Source organism: Cryobacterium sp. GrIS_2_6 (genome assembly GCF_035984545.1).
GTDB lineage: Bacteria > Actinomycetota > Actinomycetes > Actinomycetales > Microbacteriaceae > Cryobacterium.
Window position 1 is genome coordinate 1,242,167 of record NZ_JAXCHP010000001.1, and the last position, 15,910, is coordinate 1,258,076.

The 15,910-nt window shown below is 66.4% G+C and carries 17 protein-coding genes; 12 read left to right on the forward strand and 5 right to left on the reverse strand.

Annotation, left to right across the window (positions count from 1 at the left end):
* Positions 1 to 105 precede the first annotated feature (105 nt).
* The 7 genes from sufB (at position 106) to RCH22_RS06315 (ending at position 6,724) form a co-directional block, all read left to right on the forward strand.
* On the forward strand, positions 106 to 1,524 hold the full coding sequence (gene sufB / locus RCH22_RS06285) for a Fe-S cluster assembly protein SufB (protein ID WP_134531893.1): 1,419 nt from the start codon (positions 106 to 108) through the stop codon (positions 1,522 to 1,524).
* Complete coding sequence (sufD, locus tag RCH22_RS06290; RefSeq protein ID WP_327013215.1) at positions 1,525 to 2,754, forward strand: Fe-S cluster assembly protein SufD; 1,230 nt, start codon at positions 1,525 to 1,527, stop codon at positions 2,752 to 2,754.
* A gap of 2 nt (positions 2,755 to 2,756) precedes the next feature.
* Positions 2,757 to 3,086: a non-heme iron oxygenase ferredoxin subunit gene (locus RCH22_RS06295; RefSeq protein WP_134448679.1), complete on the forward strand. Its 330-nt coding sequence runs from the start codon at positions 2,757 to 2,759 to the stop codon at positions 3,084 to 3,086.
* A 54-nt stretch (positions 3,087 to 3,140) separates the two neighbouring features.
* A complete protein-coding gene (gene sufC, locus RCH22_RS06300) occupies positions 3,141 to 3,905 on the forward strand; it encodes a Fe-S cluster assembly ATPase SufC (protein ID WP_134448678.1) in 765 nt (254 codons plus the stop codon).
* 4 nt (positions 3,906 to 3,909) lie between these two features.
* A complete protein-coding gene (locus RCH22_RS06305) occupies positions 3,910 to 4,239 on the forward strand; it encodes a metal-sulfur cluster assembly factor (protein WP_134448677.1) in 330 nt (109 codons plus the stop codon).
* 152 nt (positions 4,240 to 4,391) lie between these two features.
* Positions 4,392 to 5,033, forward strand: a complete 642-nt coding sequence (locus tag RCH22_RS06310) for a TetR family transcriptional regulator (protein WP_327013216.1) — start codon at positions 4,392 to 4,394, stop codon at positions 5,031 to 5,033.
* Between the two features lie 92 nt (positions 5,034 to 5,125).
* Positions 5,126 to 6,724 carry an ABC-F family ATP-binding cassette domain-containing protein gene (locus tag RCH22_RS06315; protein WP_134448675.1) on the forward strand — a complete coding sequence of 533 codons (1,599 nt, stop codon included), beginning with the start codon at positions 5,126 to 5,128 and terminating at the stop codon, positions 6,722 to 6,724.
* Between the two features lie 75 nt (positions 6,725 to 6,799).
* On the opposite strand, the gene RCH22_RS06320 is transcribed toward RCH22_RS06315, so the two are convergent.
* From RCH22_RS06320 to RCH22_RS06330, 3 genes are read right to left on the reverse strand one after another with little or no spacing between them, the layout of a single operon-like run.
* Entirely contained in the window at positions 6,800 to 7,642 is an 843-nt protein-coding gene (locus RCH22_RS06320) for an SURF1 family protein (protein ID WP_327013217.1), read from the reverse strand.
* Entirely contained in the window at positions 7,639 to 7,899 is a 261-nt protein-coding gene (locus tag RCH22_RS06325; RefSeq protein WP_327013218.1) for a hypothetical protein, read from the reverse strand. Before RCH22_RS06325 ends, RCH22_RS06320 begins: the two co-directional genes overlap by 4 nt.
* Positions 7,896 to 8,267, reverse strand: coding sequence for a DUF3099 domain-containing protein (locus RCH22_RS06330; protein WP_327013219.1), 372 nt, complete (start codon positions 8,265 to 8,267; stop codon positions 7,896 to 7,898). The genes RCH22_RS06325 and RCH22_RS06330 overlap by 4 nt, the downstream gene beginning before the upstream one ends.
* 134 nt (positions 8,268 to 8,401) lie before the next feature.
* Here RCH22_RS06330 and RCH22_RS06335 point away from each other — a divergent pair, with 134 nt between their 5' ends.
* The 3 genes from RCH22_RS06335 (at position 8,402) to RCH22_RS06345 (ending at position 11,842) form a co-directional block, all read left to right on the forward strand.
* A complete protein-coding gene (locus RCH22_RS06335) occupies positions 8,402 to 9,112 on the forward strand; it encodes a beta-ketoacyl-ACP reductase (RefSeq protein ID WP_327013220.1) in 711 nt (236 codons plus the stop codon).
* 8 nt (positions 9,113 to 9,120) lie between these two features.
* Entirely contained in the window at positions 9,121 to 9,879 is a 759-nt protein-coding gene (locus tag RCH22_RS06340; protein ID WP_327013221.1) for a zinc-binding dehydrogenase, read from the forward strand.
* Positions 9,880 to 10,165: 286 nt separating this feature from the next.
* A complete protein-coding gene (locus RCH22_RS06345) occupies positions 10,166 to 11,842 on the forward strand; it encodes a DUF222 domain-containing protein (RefSeq protein WP_327013222.1) in 1,677 nt (558 codons plus the stop codon).
* 36 nt (positions 11,843 to 11,878) lie between these two features.
* Here RCH22_RS06345 and serB read toward each other — a convergent pair whose 3' ends face one another.
* Complete coding sequence (gene serB / locus RCH22_RS06350) at positions 11,879 to 12,526, reverse strand: phosphoserine phosphatase SerB (RefSeq protein WP_327013223.1); 648 nt, start codon at positions 12,524 to 12,526, stop codon at positions 11,879 to 11,881.
* Positions 12,523 to 13,767 (reverse strand): glucose-1-phosphate adenylyltransferase, encoded by a 1,245-nt coding sequence (locus tag RCH22_RS06355; RefSeq protein WP_327013224.1) that lies wholly within the window; start codon positions 13,765 to 13,767, stop codon positions 12,523 to 12,525. Before RCH22_RS06355 ends, serB begins: the two co-directional genes overlap by 4 nt.
* Before the next feature lie 81 nt (positions 13,768 to 13,848).
* On the opposite strand from RCH22_RS06355, the gene glgA reads away from it, so the two are divergent.
* Both glgA and RCH22_RS06365 read left to right on the forward strand, forming a co-directional pair.
* Positions 13,849 to 15,030, forward strand: a complete 1,182-nt coding sequence (gene glgA, locus RCH22_RS06360; RefSeq protein WP_327013225.1) for a glycogen synthase — start codon at positions 13,849 to 13,851, stop codon at positions 15,028 to 15,030.
* A 49-nt stretch (positions 15,031 to 15,079) separates the two neighbouring features.
* Complete coding sequence (locus RCH22_RS06365; protein WP_327013226.1) at positions 15,080 to 15,862, forward strand: ABC transporter ATP-binding protein; 783 nt, start codon at positions 15,080 to 15,082, stop codon at positions 15,860 to 15,862.
* Positions 15,863 to 15,910 lie beyond the last annotated feature (48 nt).

The window sequence follows — 15,910 nt, forward strand, 5'->3', positions numbered from 1 at the left end:
AACGTAGCCGCCCACGCAACCCGTTCATCGCACGTCTTCGCCTGGAGCCGTGCGGGAATGACCGGACTAATATCCGGGTTGTCGTGGATGGGAGAAGAGGTAAATATGTCTGACGTCCTGCTCGACCGGCCCGAACTCGCGGGCCTGGGAACTTACGAATTCGGCTGGTCCGATTCCGACGCGGCCGGCGCATCCGCCCGCCGTGGCGTCTCGCCAGAGGTCGTGACCGACATCTCGAAGCTCAAGAACGAGCCGGACTGGATGCTGCAGCGCCGGCTCAAGGCCCTCGAACTGTTCGAGCGCAAGCCGATGCCCACGTGGGGCGCCGACCTGTCCGGAATCGACTTCGACAACATCAAGTACTTCGTGCGTTCCACGGAGAAGCAGGCCCAGACCTGGGAAGACCTGCCTGACGACATCAAGAAGACTTACGAGAAGCTCGGCATCCCCGAGGCGGAGCGCCAGCGCCTGGTCTCGGGCGTCGCTGCCCAGTACGAGTCCGAGGTCGTCTACCACCAGATCAACGAGGAGCTCGAAGCCCAGGGCGTCATCTTTCTCGACACCGACACCGCGCTCAAGGAATACCCCGAGGTCTTCAAGGAGTACTTCGGCACCGTGATCCCCTCCGGTGACAACAAGTTCGCCGCACTCAACACCTCGGTCTGGTCTGGCGGCTCGTTCGTCTACGTTCCGCCCGGCGTGCACGTCGAGATTCCCCTCCAGGCCTACTTCCGGATCAACACGGAGAACATGGGCCAGTTCGAGCGCACGCTCATCATCGCCGACGAGGGCAGCTACGTGCACTACATCGAGGGGTGCACCGCCCCGATCTACTCGTCGGACTCGCTGCACTCCGCGGTCGTCGAGATCATCGTGAAGAAGAACGCCCGCGTCCGGTACACGACGATCCAGAACTGGTCGAACAACGTCTACAACCTCGTCACGAAGCGGGCAACAGCCGCAGAGGGCGCGACCATGGAATGGATCGACGGCAACATCGGCTCCAAGGTCACCATGAAATACCCGTCGATCTACCTGATGGGCGAGCACGCCAAGGGCGAAACCCTGTCCGTGGCCTTCGCCGGCCCCGGCCAGCATCAGGACGCCGGCGCCAAGATGATCCACATGGCCCCGTACACGCAGTCCTCGATCGTGTCCAAGTCCATCGCCCGCGGCGGCGGCCGCTCGGGGTACCGCGGTGAAGTGCGGGTGGATGCCGGTGCGCACCACTCCGCGAACACCGTGCGCTGCGACGCGCTGCTCGTCGACACCCAGTCCCGCTCCGACACCTACCCGTCCATCGACATCCGCGTCGACGACGTGCAGCTCGGCCATGAGGCCACCGTCTCCCGCGTCAGCGAGGAGCAGTTGTTCTACCTGATGAGCCGCGGCATGCCCGAGGACGAGGCTATGGCCATGATCGTCAGAGGATTCATCGAACCGATCGCACGGGAGCTCCCGATGGAGTACGCCCTCGAACTCAACAAGCTCATCGAAATGGGCATGGAAGGATCCGTCGGCTAAATGTCCGCCGCCCCGACTTCAACAACAGCAGCACTGCCCACCAGCGAACAGCACGGCATCAAGGCGCACTCGGACGGACGCTTCGGCTTCGTCCCCGTGCAGACCAGGAACGACCGCTTCAAAAGCGTCGACGTCGGCGACTTCGCCCCCGTCACGGGGCGCGAGGCCGTATGGAAGCTCTCACCGGTCGCCAAGTTCACGGACCTCACGGCCGGCGAACTCGACGGCGCAGCCTATGACGTCGACTCGACCCCGACCGACGGTGTCGCGATCGACTGGGTCGGGCGCGACGACGCCCGGATCGGTTCCGTCGGCGCCCCGGAGGAACGCGCCGCCGCCAACGCCTGGACGAGCTTCGAGAAGGCCCTGGCCATCACCGTCACCGGTGAAGAGGACAAGGAGATCACGATCACCCGGGCCCGTCTCGGCACCGGCCCGCGCGGCGCCCACACGATCATCGAGGCCAGGCCGTTCAGCCGGGCGACGATCATCCTCGAGAACACCGGCGACGTACGCCTCACCGAGAACCTCGAGGTCATCGTCGGCGAGTCCGCGCACCTCACGGTCGTCACGCTGCAGGAGTGGAACATCGGTGCCGTTCAGCTGGCCAACCACTTCGCATCCGTCGGCCGCGACGCCTACCTCAAGCACGTCGTCGTGTCCCTCGGCGGCAGCATCGTGCGGGTCAACCCGTCGGTGCGCCTCGCCGGTCCCGGGTCCGACACCGACCTCTACGGTCTCTACTTCGCGGATGCCGGCCAGCACCTCGAACAGCAGGTGTACGTGCACCACGACGCCGCGAACAGCCGCAGCCGGGTGACCTATAAGGGCGCCCTGCAGGGCGCCGGCGCACGGACGGTCTGGATCGGCGACGTCCTGATCGGGCGTAACGCCCCCGGAACCGACAGCTACGAACAGAACCGCAACCTCGTGCTGACCGAAGGCACCCGCGCGGACTCCATCCCGAACCTCGAGATCGAGACGGGTGACATCAAGGGCGCCGGGCACGCGAGTGCGACCGGCCGCTTCGACGATGAGCAGCTGTTCTATCTGCAGTCCCGCGGAATCACGGAAGACGAGGCCCGGCGACTCGTCGTGCGCGGCTTCCTGAGCGAGATCGTTCAGCACATCGGATCCAAACCGCTCGAAGACCGCCTCCAGGCGGCCATCGAAGCCGAACTGCGCAGCACCGACGAGGTCCGCGCACCCGCAACAACCGAGGAGAACTGACCATGGCGTCCACGAAGATCTGCGCCTTCGACGAACTCGAAGAGAATCAGGCCGTCAAGGTCGAGATCGACGGAGTCCCCATCGTCGTGGTGCGGGACAGCGCCGGCGACGTCTTCGCGATCGGCGACACCTGCACGCACGGTGACATCTCCCTCTCCGAGGGATTCGTCGAAGACGACACGGTCGAATGCTGGGCGCACGGCTCCAAGTTCTCCCTGAAGAGCGGTCGCCCGCTCAACCTGCCCGCCTACGAACCCGTTCCGGTGTTCACGGTCGAGCTGATCAACGGCGACGTCTTCATCGACCCGACCCCGCACTACGTCACCGCGTAACCCCCACACGTACCGGCGCCTACGCGCCGTTGAATGAAAGAGACCAGAGAATCCATGTCAGTTCTTGAGATCAAGGACCTGCACGTCAGCGTCGAGACCGACCAGGGCACCAAGCAGATCCTGAAGGGTGTCAACCTCACGATCAATGAGGGTGAGATCCACGCCATCATGGGGCCGAACGGCTCCGGCAAGTCGACCCTCGCGTACACGATCGCCGGCCACCCCAAGTACCACGCCGACAGCGGCTCGATCCTGCTCGACGGTGAGGAAGTCCTCACCATGACCGTCGACCAGCGCGCCCGCGCCGGCCTCTTCCTTGCGATGCAGTACCCGGTCGAGATCCCCGGAGTCACCGTCACCAACTTCCTGCGCACCGCCAAGACCGCGATCGACGGCGAAGCGCCCGCGATCCGTTCCTGGATCAAGGACGTCCGCCAGTCCATGACGAACCTGCGCATGGACAAGAGCTTTGCGGAGCGCAACGTGAACGAGGGCTTCTCCGGTGGCGAGAAGAAGCGCAACGAGATCCTGCAGCTCGAACTGCTCAAGCCCAAGTTCGCGATCCTCGACGAAACCGACTCCGGCCTCGACGTCGACGCGCTCAAGATCGTCTCGGAGGGTGTCAACCGCGCCAAGGCGAACACCGGACTCGGCATCCTCCTGATCACGCACTACACCCGCATCCTGCGCTACATCGAGCCTGATTTCGTGCACGTGTTCGTCAACGGGCGGATCGCGGAGCAGGGCGGACCCGAGCTTGCCGACCGGCTCGAGGACGAAGGTTACGATCGCTTTCTCGTCGATTCGAACGTAGGCTGACCGCATGGTTTCAACGCTGTCACCCGAGCGATTCGATGAGATCGAAGAGGCGCTCAAAGACGTAATGGACCCCGAGCTCGGCATCAACGTCGTCGACCTCGGCCTCATCTACGACCTGGGCTGGGACGATGAGAACGACGCCCTGATCATCCACATGACCCTGACCTCGGCAGGCTGCCCGCTGACCGACGTGCTCGAGGAGCAGACCGCCGAAGCGCTCGACGGGGTCGTCGACCAGTTCCGGATCAACTGGGTGTGGATGCCGCCGTGGGGCCCTGAGAAGATCACCGACGACGGCCGTGACATGATGCGCGCCCTCGGCTTCGCGATCTGACCGTCGCCCCAGTTTCACCCGCCCAGTGTCGCCCCGGATTCCGATCCGGGGCGACACTGCGTTCATCGGCGGATGCCGTCGGCCGGTGGCGTCCCCGCGCCCGCAACTGAATTAGCATGATCCTCCACTCACTGGAACGCTATGCTAATGAGATGGATTCCCCCGGAAAGACGAGGCCGAACCGTCGATCGACGCAAAGCGAGGCGACCAGGACGGTTATCCTCGACGCGGCCGAGCGCCTCATGCTCGAGCGCGGGTACATCGCGGCATCCATCGCGGCGATAGCCGCGGAGGCCGGTGTCGCGGTGCAGACCATCTACAATTCCGTGGGCCTCAAGGCGGACGTCCTCGCGGCGGTGCTCGAGCGTGGTGCCACGGAGCCGTCGGGCACGGGGGAGTCCGTGCTCCTGGATCCGGTTGCGTCACCCCGGGAGGCGAGCGGAACGCGCTCGGCGACCGACATCATCCGCCTCCTCGTCACGTGGTGCGTCGAGACGAACGTGCGCACCGCTGCCCTGCGGAGGGTCGTTGCGCAGGCCGCGGGTGTCGATGCCGACGTGGCGCGTCTCGAGCTGCGCCAGTCCGCGCGGTTGCTGCACAACTTCAGCGAGACGGCAACGGCGTTGCGCGACCGCCATGCGTTGCGCGGCGGCCTGAGCGACCACGAGGCGGCCGCGGCGATCTGGGCGCTCGCCCACCCGCAGGTCTACCGCTCCCTCGTGCTCGATCTGGACTGGTCTCTCGGGGCCTACCGGGAGTGGCTCGGGAACACGCTCCGGGCCACACTTTTCTGAGCGTCCCTCCCCGTCGCCGCGCGAGAATATACTAGATAGCTGGCCCGGTCGGGCCGAACCCCTCCCACGAACCTTCCGAACGGACTATTGCTGTGCTCAGTGTGCAAAACCTCGAAATCAGAGTCGGGGCGCGCGTGCTCATGGAAGACGTCAGTTTCCGCGTCTCCGCCGGCGACAAGATCGGCCTCGTCGGCCGCAACGGTGCGGGAAAGACGACACTCACGAAGACGCTCGCGGGGGAGACGATGCCAACCCACGGCCAGATCGACCGCTCCGGCCAGATCGGCTATCTTCCCCAGGACCCGCGCTCCGGTGAACCGACCATGCTCGCGCGCACCCGTATCCTCGACGCCCGCGGCCTCGGCACGATCTCCCTCGGCCTCTACCAGGCCGGCCTCGACATGGGCAGCGATGACCCCAAGGTCGCTGCGAAGGCCATGAAGGTCTACGGCAACCTGACCGACCAGTTCAACGCCCTCGGCGGCTACGCAGCGGAGGCGGAGGCGGCCTCGATCGCGAGCAACCTGAACCTTCCGGACCGGATCCTCGACCAGGAGCTGCAGACCCTCTCCGGCGGCCAGCGCCGCCGCATCGAGCTCGCCCGCATCCTGTTCTCCGCCGCGGAGACGATGATCCTCGACGAACCGACCAACCACCTCGACGCCGATTCCGTCGTCTGGCTGCGCGAGTTCGTCAAGAACTACCGTGGCGGCGTCATCATCATCTCCCACGACATCGAACTCGTCGGCGAGACCGTCAACCGGGTGTTCTATCTCGATGCCAACCGCATGGTCATCGACATCTACAACATGAACTGGAAGAACTACCAGCGCCAGCGCCTCGCAGACGCCGACCGTCGTAAGAAGGAACGCGCCAACGCCGAGAAGAAGGCGTCCACCCTGCAGCTGCAGGCCGCCAAGTTCGGCGCCAAGGCGAGCAAGGCGGCAGCGGCCCACCAGATGGTCGCCCGGGCAGAGAAGCTGCTCTCCGGACTCGACGCCGTGCGCGCCGTCGACCGCGTGGCCAAGCTGCGCTTCCCCGTGCCGGCCCCGTGCGGCCGCACCCCGCTGATGGCGAACGACCTGTCCAAGAGCTACGGTTCCCTCGAGATCTTCGCAGCTGTCGACCTCGCGATCGACCGCGGGTCCAAGGTCGTCATCCTGGGCCTCAACGGTGCGGGCAAGACCACGCTCCTGCGGATGCTCGCGGGCGTCGACAAGCCGGACACCGGCACGATCGTCCCCGGCCACGGTCTCCGCATCGGGTACTACGCGCAGGAACACGAGACCATCGACGTGAAGCGCAGCGTTCTGCAGAACATGGTGTCCTCGTCGCCGAACATCACCGAAATGGAAGCCCGCCGGGTCCTCGGCTCGTTCCTGTTCACCGGTGACGATTCCGACAAGCCGGCCGGGGTTCTCTCCGGTGGAGAGAAGACCAGGCTCGCCCTCGCGATGATCGTGGTCTCCGGCGCCAACGTGTTGCTCCTCGACGAACCGACGAACAACCTCGACCCCGCGAGCCGCGACGAGATCCTTGACGCACTCGCGCACTACGAGGGTGCCGTCGTCCTGGTCAGCCACGACGAGGGCGCCGTCGAGGCGCTCAACCCGGAACGCGTGCTGATCATGCCAGAGGGCACAGAGGACCACTGGAATAAGGACTACCTCGACCTGATCATGCTCGCCTAGCTGCCACTATCGGTCGGCGCGTACTGTCTGTCAGTGCGTCTGTCTGTCAGTGCGTACTGCCGGTCGGTGCGTCTGTCAGTGCGTGCTGTCGATGAGGTCGTCTTCGACCTCTGCGTCCGTACGCGGCTTGGCGGCCGCCCGGCGGGCGCGTTCCTCCGCGCGCGTGCGCTCTTCGGGGTCGTCCGCGTTGAGAGAGCGGAATTCCTGCCGCACCGCCCAGCCGAGCCCGGTGAAGCCGAGCAGGGCGAACAGCATCCACTGGAACGCGTAAGACAGGTGCGAGCCTTCGTCCGCGACCGGCCTGGTCACGCCGGCGGGCCGGGTGGCCGGCGCGGGATCCTCGGAGGCCATCAGGCCGTATGCCGCGGTGTATGTGGGTGCGCCGACACGGTCGGCGACGTCGGCGAGGTGGATCGTGGCGATCTGGTTCCCACTCGCCGTGCGCCCGGGAAGGGTCGGTTCTCCGGCCTTGAGCCTGGCGATGACCGTGACTTCACCCGCCGGCGCTGCGGGAACCGGGCCGGGGGCCTCCGCCGTCTCGCCGGTGGGGACCCAGCCACGATCGACGACGAAGACCGTGCCGTCAGCGAGGAGCAGCGGCGTGAGCACCTCGAAGCCCGGGTGCACGTTCAGCGGGCGATTCCGCACGATCAGCTCATCGGCGACGAGGTACGTTCCCGTCATCGTCACCGGCAGCCACTTCTGTGACTCGTTGAAGGAATCGCGAGTGGGAAGTGCTTCCGTCAGGCTCACCGGGGTGTGGTCGTAATTCGCGTCGACCTTGTTGATCTCGACGAGGGCCTCGTTGCGCCTGGCGAACTGCCACATGCCCAGGCCGGCGCAGGCTGCGCCGAAGATGATGGTGAGCACGAGGTATCCGGCCCACCGGCGGGTGAACGCGAACTTCCAACCGGTCACGACGGGTCCGTCCCTACGTCCTGGCGGCCCGGTGTCGTGCCCGGTGCAGCTTCGAGCGCGACGACGACCACCGGAAAGTCCCTGGCACCCAGGAATTCACGCAGATAGGCGACATGATCCGGGCAGGCGAGCCAGGTCTTGACCCGGTCAGCGGTATGGATACGCGGGTTGCGCCAGTCGATGCGCCACCGCGCGTCCTCCCGGCAGCCGGCCCTCGAACAACGCGGTACGTCGAGGTCATCGTCGAAACCGATCATTCGTCCGAACCGGGGTCGCGGGACGGGTCGGGAGTGGTCGCTGGCCCGTCGGAGGCCTGCCCGGGTGGCGGCTGGGCGGCCGACGAGGATTCAGGCCCGGTCGAGGACTGACCGCGGTAGAGCTGAACGGCTCCCGGGCGGAGGACAGCGGTTCCCGCTCCGTTTCCGTGGACGTTTGCGACGATGACCGCGAAATAGGGAAGCAGGATCGCTCCGGCGGCGCAGACCAGAAGCCACCAGCCGTGCACGAAAAGCATCAGGATGATGCACACCATCCGGATGCCCATGGTGACCGAGTATTTGATCATACGGGCGCGTCGCTCGGCCTCCGGAGACGGAGGCAGGGACGTGATCGACTGCTGTTTCATACTCTCATCGCTTCGGTCAACCGGTGGAGGTTTTGCCTGACAAGACTACGTCTCGCCCGGTGTGTGGGATGACACCGTAAACTGGAATATACGTGCGTACGGCTGGTCGTTCGCTGGGAATAGATTGGAACCGTATGCCCTCCGTCAGGACCGTTCTCGTGACCGGGGGCAACCGTGGGATCGGCTTTGCCATCGCCGAAGAATTCGTGCGTCAGGGCCATCGGGTCGCGGTCACGGCCCGCTCCGGGTCCGGCCCAGAGGGCAGCCTCACGGTGCGCGCCGACGTCACGGATGCCGCATCGATCGATGCCGCGTTCACCGAGATCGAAGCGTCCCTCGGACCGGTCGAAGTCGTCGTGGCCAACGCCGGCATCACCAGAGACACCCTCCTGATGCGGATGACGGAAGACGACTTCACCTCCGTGATCGACACGAACCTGAGCGGCGCCTTCCGCGTCGTCAAGCGCGCGTCCAAAGGCATGCTCAAGGCCAGGTTCGGCCGGATCGTGCTCATATCGAGCGTGGTCGGCCTCTACGGTTCCGCCGGGCAGGTCAACTACTCCGCCTCCAAGAGCGGGCTCATCGGGCTCGCCCGCTCGGTCACGCGCGAGCTCGGCGCCCGCGGCATCACCGCGAACGTCGTCGCACCCGGCTTCATCGAGACCGAGATGACCGCGGAGCTTTCCGAGGCGGTCCAGGCCGAATACAAGAAGAACATCCCGGCAGGACGCTTCGCTTCCCCCGCCGAGGTCGCCAGGGTCGTCACGTGGCTCGCGGGCGAGGACGCCGGTTACATCTCCGGCGCCGTGATCCCGGTCGACGGCGGACTCGGAATGGGTCACTGACCTTCGCCATGCGACCGACACTGACCGCGACAATGCGGGCGGTCGTCGTCGACGGTCCTGGTGATCCCGGTGTTCTGCGTGTCCGCGACGTGCCGATGCCGACGCCGGCCGGGATCGTCGTGCCCTTCACCAGCGGACTCGGCTGGGACGTTCTCGGTGCCGTGTCCGAGATGCTGCAGACGGCGGCGGGGTCGCTGCGTGTCGGGCTGCAGGCCGTCGGCGGCCAGAGCCTGCTCATCCGCGGCGGAACGTCCTCTGTCGGCCTCGCACGGGCCACCCTCGGCGCGCTGCGCGGGATGCGGGTGCTGTCGACCACGCGGAATCCGTCGAGCGTCGGCCTGCTCGAGGCTGCAGGCGCCGACCACGTCATCATCGACGATGGCGAGGTCGCGCGCAGGGTGCGGGAGATCGTGCCGGGCGGTGTCGACGGAGCCGTCGAGCTCGTCGGCGTCAACGTCCTGCGCGACACCCTCCGAGCGGTGCGAGCCGGAGGCACCGTCTGCTTCACCGGGATGCTCTCCGACACCTGGACGATCGACGAATACTACCCGATGGACTGGCTCCCCAACGGCGTGTGCCTCACCGCGTACTCCGGAGAGGCGGCAGACCTGACATCGGCCGAGTTGCAGGCCTTCCTCGACGCCGTCGCAGCCGGTCACGCGCGTGTCCCGGTCGGCCGTGGCAACAGGCTCGATGAGATCGAGCAGGCCCACCGGGACATGGAGGCCGGCACCGCCGGCGGAAAGCTCGTCGTCCTTCCGCGCTGAACTCCCCGACGGCGGTCGGATGGATCGTCACACCGCTGGCGAACGGCGCCGGTCACATACACAGCGTCCGCCAGGGGTTGGTGCTCTCGTTTCCAGATCGGCCTTACGATTTCAGTGAGATGACCAAATCTGAATTGCCCCTGAACCCAAGCTGTTCGGCCATGATCGAACGATTCCTATCTCACTGGAATCGTAAGGCCGTTCCAGATGTGAAACTCGAGATGAGAAGCCTGAAATGATGTGAGCAAGTCTCGCATTCATGTTCGATTCGGGGTAGAATCGGGGTATGGCAGGAGCTTCGGATCCCCAGTCACACACCCCGCAGGCAGAGAATCTGGCCGCGGGTGATCAGCCCACCACGGTTGTAGAGTCGGCTCATCCGGTTGTGGTTGCCGAGGGCTTTGAGGGCGCGGAGGGGCTGGCCGGGTCGGTGCCGTCGGTGCCGTCGGTGCATGCGGATGCTGTCGCCCGGCTCGCCGAAGCGCGTTCGGCTTTCGCGGACGCACTGGCGGCGATCCCGGTCGGGTTGCTCAGCGATGCGGAAGCGGTCACGGCGCTCAAGGAAGTGGAGGCCATCGGCCGGACCGTCGACGCCGCCCGGGTGAATACCGCGACGGATGTGGACCGGCGGGCCCGGGTGCTCGGTCGGGAAGGCCTGGCCTGGAAGATGGGGTGCCGGGGCCCCTGGGATGTACTCACCCGGGTGACACGCGTATCGGCCCGGGAAGTGAAGCGCCGCATCAAGCTCGGCGACGCGGTGTTGCCCCGCCGGGCAGGCCTGGCGGTGTTGCCGCCGCTGTTCCCGGTCGTCGGGGCCGCGCTGACCGCGGGGGACATCGGGGTCGAAGCGGCGGAGCTGATCACGACGGGACTCGGGGCGGTCAGTCACCGGGCGGTCCCGGCGGAGGTCGAGGTCGCCGAACGGGCCCTGGTCGCCACGGCGGCGGGGTGGATCACCCCGGAGACCGAGATCCTCGCCGGCGCCGGAGTCCCGGCGGCCGCGGACCTGATCCGCGGCATGGTGTTGCAGTGGCAGGCCATCCTCGACCCCGACGGGATGCTCCCGACCGAGGATGTGTTCGAGGCGAAGTCCAACATCGGCTTCGGCCAACTCAAGAACGGCTTGTACCCGGTCAAGGGCGGAGTCACGCCGGAACTCTACGGGATGATGAACACCCTCTTCGACGCCTTCCTGAGCTTCCATTCCCGACCCGCGTTCCCGACGGCCGAAGAACAAGCCCTGATGGACTCGGGGCAGATGATCCCCGGCGCCGAATCCGCCGGTACCGGCGCGGGCACCGAGACCGACACGGGACCGGAGCTGGACGTGATCGAGGCGGAGCTCCGGGAGCGCCGCGCGGACACCCGCAGCGGTGGGGAGAAGCGCGCGGACATTCTCCGGGCGCTGTTAGAGCACGCTGCCCGGGACGAGGGCACCCCGTCGATGGGTGGGTCGGCGCCGACGGTGATGGTGCACGTGAACGCGGCCGACCTCGCCTCGGGGGTCGGGGTGGGGTGGATCGACGGGGTCGAGGCCCCCGTGTCGCTCAAGACGGTGCATCAGCGGATCTGTGACGGCGGCTTCCAAGGGGTCCTGTTCGGGGCGAACAACGAGGTGCTCAAGCTTGGTCCGGAGCGGCGGTATTTCAACCGGGCGCAACGCCGGGCGATTACCGCCCGGGACGGCGGCTGCATCATCCCCGGCTGCAAAGCCCCGGCGCACTGGGCCGAAGTGCACCACGTGAAGCCCTGGGCGAAAGACGGGCCGACCAACGTCGACAACGGGGTACCACTCTGCTGGTTCCATCACCACACCATCGATACCTCGGGGTGGGAGATCCGGATGGTGAAAGGGTCACCCCAGGTCCGGGCTCCCGGGTTGATCGACCCGCAACGGCTCTGGCGCCCACCGAACAGGCACCGCGCCCACCAGGTCCTCACCGGACCACCCAGACGCGACTAGAGTCCACCGCACACGGCGGCGCCTGTAGCGGAAGCGCTAGCCGCGGAGGCCGAGGATGGGCAGGACCTGGCTGAGGTCGCAGATGTCGATCGCGACATCCGCCTGTGCCCGCACGAGAGGCTTCGCGTTGAACGCGATGCCGAGACCCGCGACGTGCATCATCTTCAGGTCGTTCGCTCCGTCGCCGACGGCGACGGTCTGGGGGAGCGCGACGCCGAGTTCCGCCGCCCACTCCTGGAGGGTGTCCGCCTTCGCGGTTGCGTCGATGATCGGCCCGACGAGGTTGCCGGTGAGGTGGCCGTCGATGACTTCGAGCCGGTTGGCTCGCCAGTGGTCGATGCCGAGGCTCTCCGCGAGCGGATCGAGCACTTCGTGGAACCCGCCGGAGACGACCCCGATCCTGCTGCCGTGGGCATGCAGCCCGGCGATGAGCTCATGGATACCCGGAGTCGGGCGCACCAGGAGTCCGACGCCGGTGAAGACGCTCTCCGGCAGGCCGGCGAGCGTCTTCACCCGGGCACGGAGGCTCTGGGCGAAGTCGATCTCACCGCGCATGGCCTGCTCGGTCACCGCAGCGACGAGTTCGAGCGAACCAGCGGCATCCGCCAGGAGTTCGATGACTTCGTTTTCAATCAGGGTGGAATCGGAATCGAGGACGACAAGGAAACGAGTGGGACGGGTCACGGGTGTACGTGCACGCCCTTGCCGACCACGGTGATGCCGGACTCGGTGACGCTGAAGCCGCGCGCGAGGTCGCGGTCCCTGTCGACGCCGACGGAGGCTCCGGCGGCGACGACGACGTTCTTGTCGAGGATGGCCCGACGCACGGTCGCGCCGGGCAGGATCTGCACCCGGTCGAAGAGGATCGAGTCCGCGATGTGGGCGCCGGAATCGATGGCCACCCACGGCCCGAGCACACTGCGCTCGATGTGGGCGCCGGAGATGACGCAGCCGAGGGACACGATCGAGTCGATCATCGTGCCGAGCGAGCCACGCCCGTCACGGACGAACTTGGCCGGCGGCGAGTTGAGCTGCTGGCTGAAGATCGGCCACTTCTGGTTGTAGAGGTTGAAGACCGGGAGCGCGCTGATCAGGTCCTGGTGTGCCTCGAAGAAGGAATCGATGGTTCCCACGTCGCGCCAGTAGTACCGGTCGCGATCGGTGGAGCCCGGTACCTCGTTGCGCTGGAGGTCGTAGACACCGGCTTCGCCGCGGGACACGAAGTCGGGAATGATGTCCCCGCCCATGTCGTGGCTCGAGTCGGTGCGTTCTCCGTCCCGCAGCACGGCCTCGATCAGGGCGTCGGCGTTGAAGACGTAGTTGCCCATCGAAGCGAACACCTCGTGCGGCGCGTCGGCGAGGCCGATCGCGTCCTTCGGCTTCTCGCGGAACTCCCGGATGTGGTCCGGAGTCGCCCCGTCGACCTCGATGACGCCGAACTGGTCGGCGAGGCCGATCGGCTGGCGGATCGCAGCAACCGTGGCCTCTGCGCCTGAAGCGATGTGGGCGGCGATCATCTGGCTGAAGTCCATGCGGTAGACGTGGTCGGCGCCGACCACGACGACGATATCGGGCTTCTCGTCGTGGATCAGGTTGAGGCTCTGGAGGATCGCGTCCGCGGAGCCAGAGAACCAGCGCTTGCCGAGGCGCTGCTGCGCGGGCACGGACGCGATGTAGGAGTTGAACAAGCCGCCGGAGACGTGCCAGGTCTGGGAGACGTGACGGTCGAGGCTGTGCGACTTATACTGCGTCAGGACGACGATCTGGGTCAACCCGGAATTGATCAGGTTGGACAGTGCGAAGTCGATGAGCCGGTAGTTGCCGCCGAACGGCACGGCCGGCTTTGCGCGGTCCTCCGTCAACGGCATCAGTCGTTTGCCCTCGCCACCAGCGAGTACGATTCCAAAGATCTTCTTCGATGCCATGTCTTTACAGTAAGGGCATCCGGGGCCCGTGGCCACCCGAAAACGGTGTGTCGGATGCGATGCTGCGCTAGTTTTACTTTCATGCGAGTCGATCTGTTGACCAAGGAATATCCACCAGAGGTTTACGGCGGGGCCGGCGTGCACGTCGCAGAACTCGTCAAGGCCCTCCGTACCGACATTGACGTCGTGGTGCGGTGCTTCGGTTCGCCGCGCGACGAACCGAATACCTTCGCCTACGGCGTTCCCGCCGAGCTTGCGACGGCGAACGGCGCACTGTCGACACTCGGCGTCGACCTGCTGATGGCCCAGGACGCCGCGGGCACCGACATCGTGCACTCGCACACCTGGTACGCCAACGGCGCCGGGCACCTCGCCAAGCTCCTGCACGGCGTCCCGCACGTCGTCACAGCACACAGCCTGGAGCCGCTCCGACCGTGGAAAGCCGAACAACTCGGGGGAGGTTACCGGGTCTCGAGCTGGATCGAACGCACCGCCTTCGAGGCAGCGGATGCCGTCATCGCCGTGAGCGGGGGAATGCGGGCGGATATCCTCCGCAGTTATCCGGCACTCGACGAGTCCCGCGTGCACGTCGTCTACAACGGCATCGACCTCGAGGCCTGGAAGCCGACTGTGGACGAGGACATCGTTCGTTCGCTCGGCATCGACCCGACCCGACCCTCCGTCGTGTTCGTCGGCCGGATCACCCGGCAGAAGGGACTGCCGTACCTTCTCCGTGCCGCAGCGTCCCTGCCGCCGGAGGTCCAGCTCGTGCTCTGCGCCGGGGCACCGGACACCGCAGAAATCATGGCCGAGGTGACCGCTGGAGTCAGGGCGCTTCAGGCCGAGCGAACCGGGGTCGTGTGGATTCCGGAACACCTGTCCCAGCACGACCTCTCCGCCGTCCTGACCGCCGGCACCGTCTTCGTCTGTCCCTCGGTGTACGAGCCGCTGGGCATCGTGAACCTCGAGGCGATGGCCTGCGGCCTCCCCGTTGTCGGGTCGGCGACCGGCGGCATCCCCGAGGTCGTCGACGACGGGGTCACCGGACGCCTCGTTCCCCTCGACCAGGTCAGTGACGGCACCGGCACGCCGATCGACCCCGACCGTTTCGTCGCGGACCTCGCCCGCACCCTGCTGGAGGTCGTCGCAGACCCCGATCGTGCCGCGGAAATGGGCAGGGCCGGCCGGATCAGGGCAGAGGAAAAGTTCAGCTGGAGCCAGATCGCCACGAGCACCCGGGAGATCTACGCCGGGTTGCTCTGAGCCCCGCCCGGCGTGCCGACGCCTCGGCGACGGCAGATAACATGGATGCATGGTCAACGTTCTTCAATTCACCGACGTCTCCGTCGTCCGGGCTGGCACAACCATCCTCGACTCAGTGAACTGGAGTGTTGATGACGATCAGCGCTGGGTGATCCTCGGCCCGAACGGCGCCGGAAAGACCACGCTCCTCCAGATCGCCGCCGCGATGCTGCACCCCACCAGGGGCACAGCCGAGGTGCTCGAGGAGCCGATCGGCGGCACCGACCTATTCGAGTTGCGTCCGCGCATCGGCTTCGCGTCGACCGCGCTCGCCCGGAAGGTTCCGGCGGGTGAAAAGGTGATCGACGTCGTCATGACCGCCGCGTATTCGGTGACCGGTCGCTGGACCGAGGAATACGAGGCCATCGACGAGCGCCGCGCCCAGCGAGTTCTCCAGGAATGGCGGCTCGACCACCTCGCCGATCGCACCTTCGGAACCCTGAGCGACGGTGAACAGAAGCGGGTGCAGATCGCCAGATCGATCATGACCGACCCCGAACTGCTCCTGCTCGACGAACCGGCGGCGAGCCTCGACCTCGGCGCCCGCGAAGAACTCCTGCGCCTGCTCGGCGGTTATGCCCTCGAGCCGAGTTCACCGGCCATCATCATGGTCACCCATCACGTCGAAGAGATCCCCCTGGGCTTCACACACGCCCTGCTTCTCTCTGGCGGACGCGTCGTCTCGGCCGGCCCCTTCGCGGAGTCGCTGACGGCGGACACTCTCACCGAAACGTTCGGGCTGCCGATCGGCCTGAGCGAGGACGCCGGTCGATTCACCGCCCGTGCGGCCTGACGATCGCTTCTGCTAGACTCGACAGTCGGTCCTCGGGCCGTGTAACTT

Coding starts and splice junctions, on each gene's coding strand:
- RCH22_RS06310 (WP_327013216.1), top strand. CDS start 4,392: ATGGATTCCCCCGGAAAGACGAGGCCGAACCGTCGATCGACGCAAAGC.
- RCH22_RS06295 (WP_134448679.1), top strand. CDS start 2,757: ATGGCGTCCACGAAGATCTGCGCCTTCGACGAACTCGAAGAGAATCAG.
- RCH22_RS06335 (WP_327013220.1), top strand. CDS start 8,402: ATGCCCTCCGTCAGGACCGTTCTCGTGACCGGGGGCAACCGTGGGATC.
- RCH22_RS06325 (WP_327013218.1), bottom strand. CDS start 7,899: ATGATCGGTTTCGACGATGACCTCGACGTACCGCGTTGTTCGAGGGCC.
- glgA (WP_327013225.1), top strand. CDS start 13,849: ATGCGAGTCGATCTGTTGACCAAGGAATATCCACCAGAGGTTTACGGC.
- RCH22_RS06365 (WP_327013226.1), top strand. CDS start 15,080: ATGGTCAACGTTCTTCAATTCACCGACGTCTCCGTCGTCCGGGCTGGC.
- sufC (WP_134448678.1), top strand. CDS start 3,141: ATGTCAGTTCTTGAGATCAAGGACCTGCACGTCAGCGTCGAGACCGAC.
- RCH22_RS06305 (WP_134448677.1), top strand. CDS start 3,910: ATGGTTTCAACGCTGTCACCCGAGCGATTCGATGAGATCGAAGAGGCG.
- sufD (WP_327013215.1), top strand. CDS start 1,525: ATGTCCGCCGCCCCGACTTCAACAACAGCAGCACTGCCCACCAGCGAA.
- sufB (WP_134531893.1), top strand. CDS start 106: ATGTCTGACGTCCTGCTCGACCGGCCCGAACTCGCGGGCCTGGGAACT.
- RCH22_RS06345 (WP_327013222.1), top strand. CDS start 10,166: ATGGCAGGAGCTTCGGATCCCCAGTCACACACCCCGCAGGCAGAGAAT.
- RCH22_RS06355 (WP_327013224.1), bottom strand. CDS start 13,767: ATGGCATCGAAGAAGATCTTTGGAATCGTACTCGCTGGTGGCGAGGGC.
- RCH22_RS06340 (WP_327013221.1), top strand. CDS start 9,121: ATGCGACCGACACTGACCGCGACAATGCGGGCGGTCGTCGTCGACGGT.
- RCH22_RS06330 (WP_327013219.1), bottom strand. CDS start 8,267: ATGAAACAGCAGTCGATCACGTCCCTGCCTCCGTCTCCGGAGGCCGAG.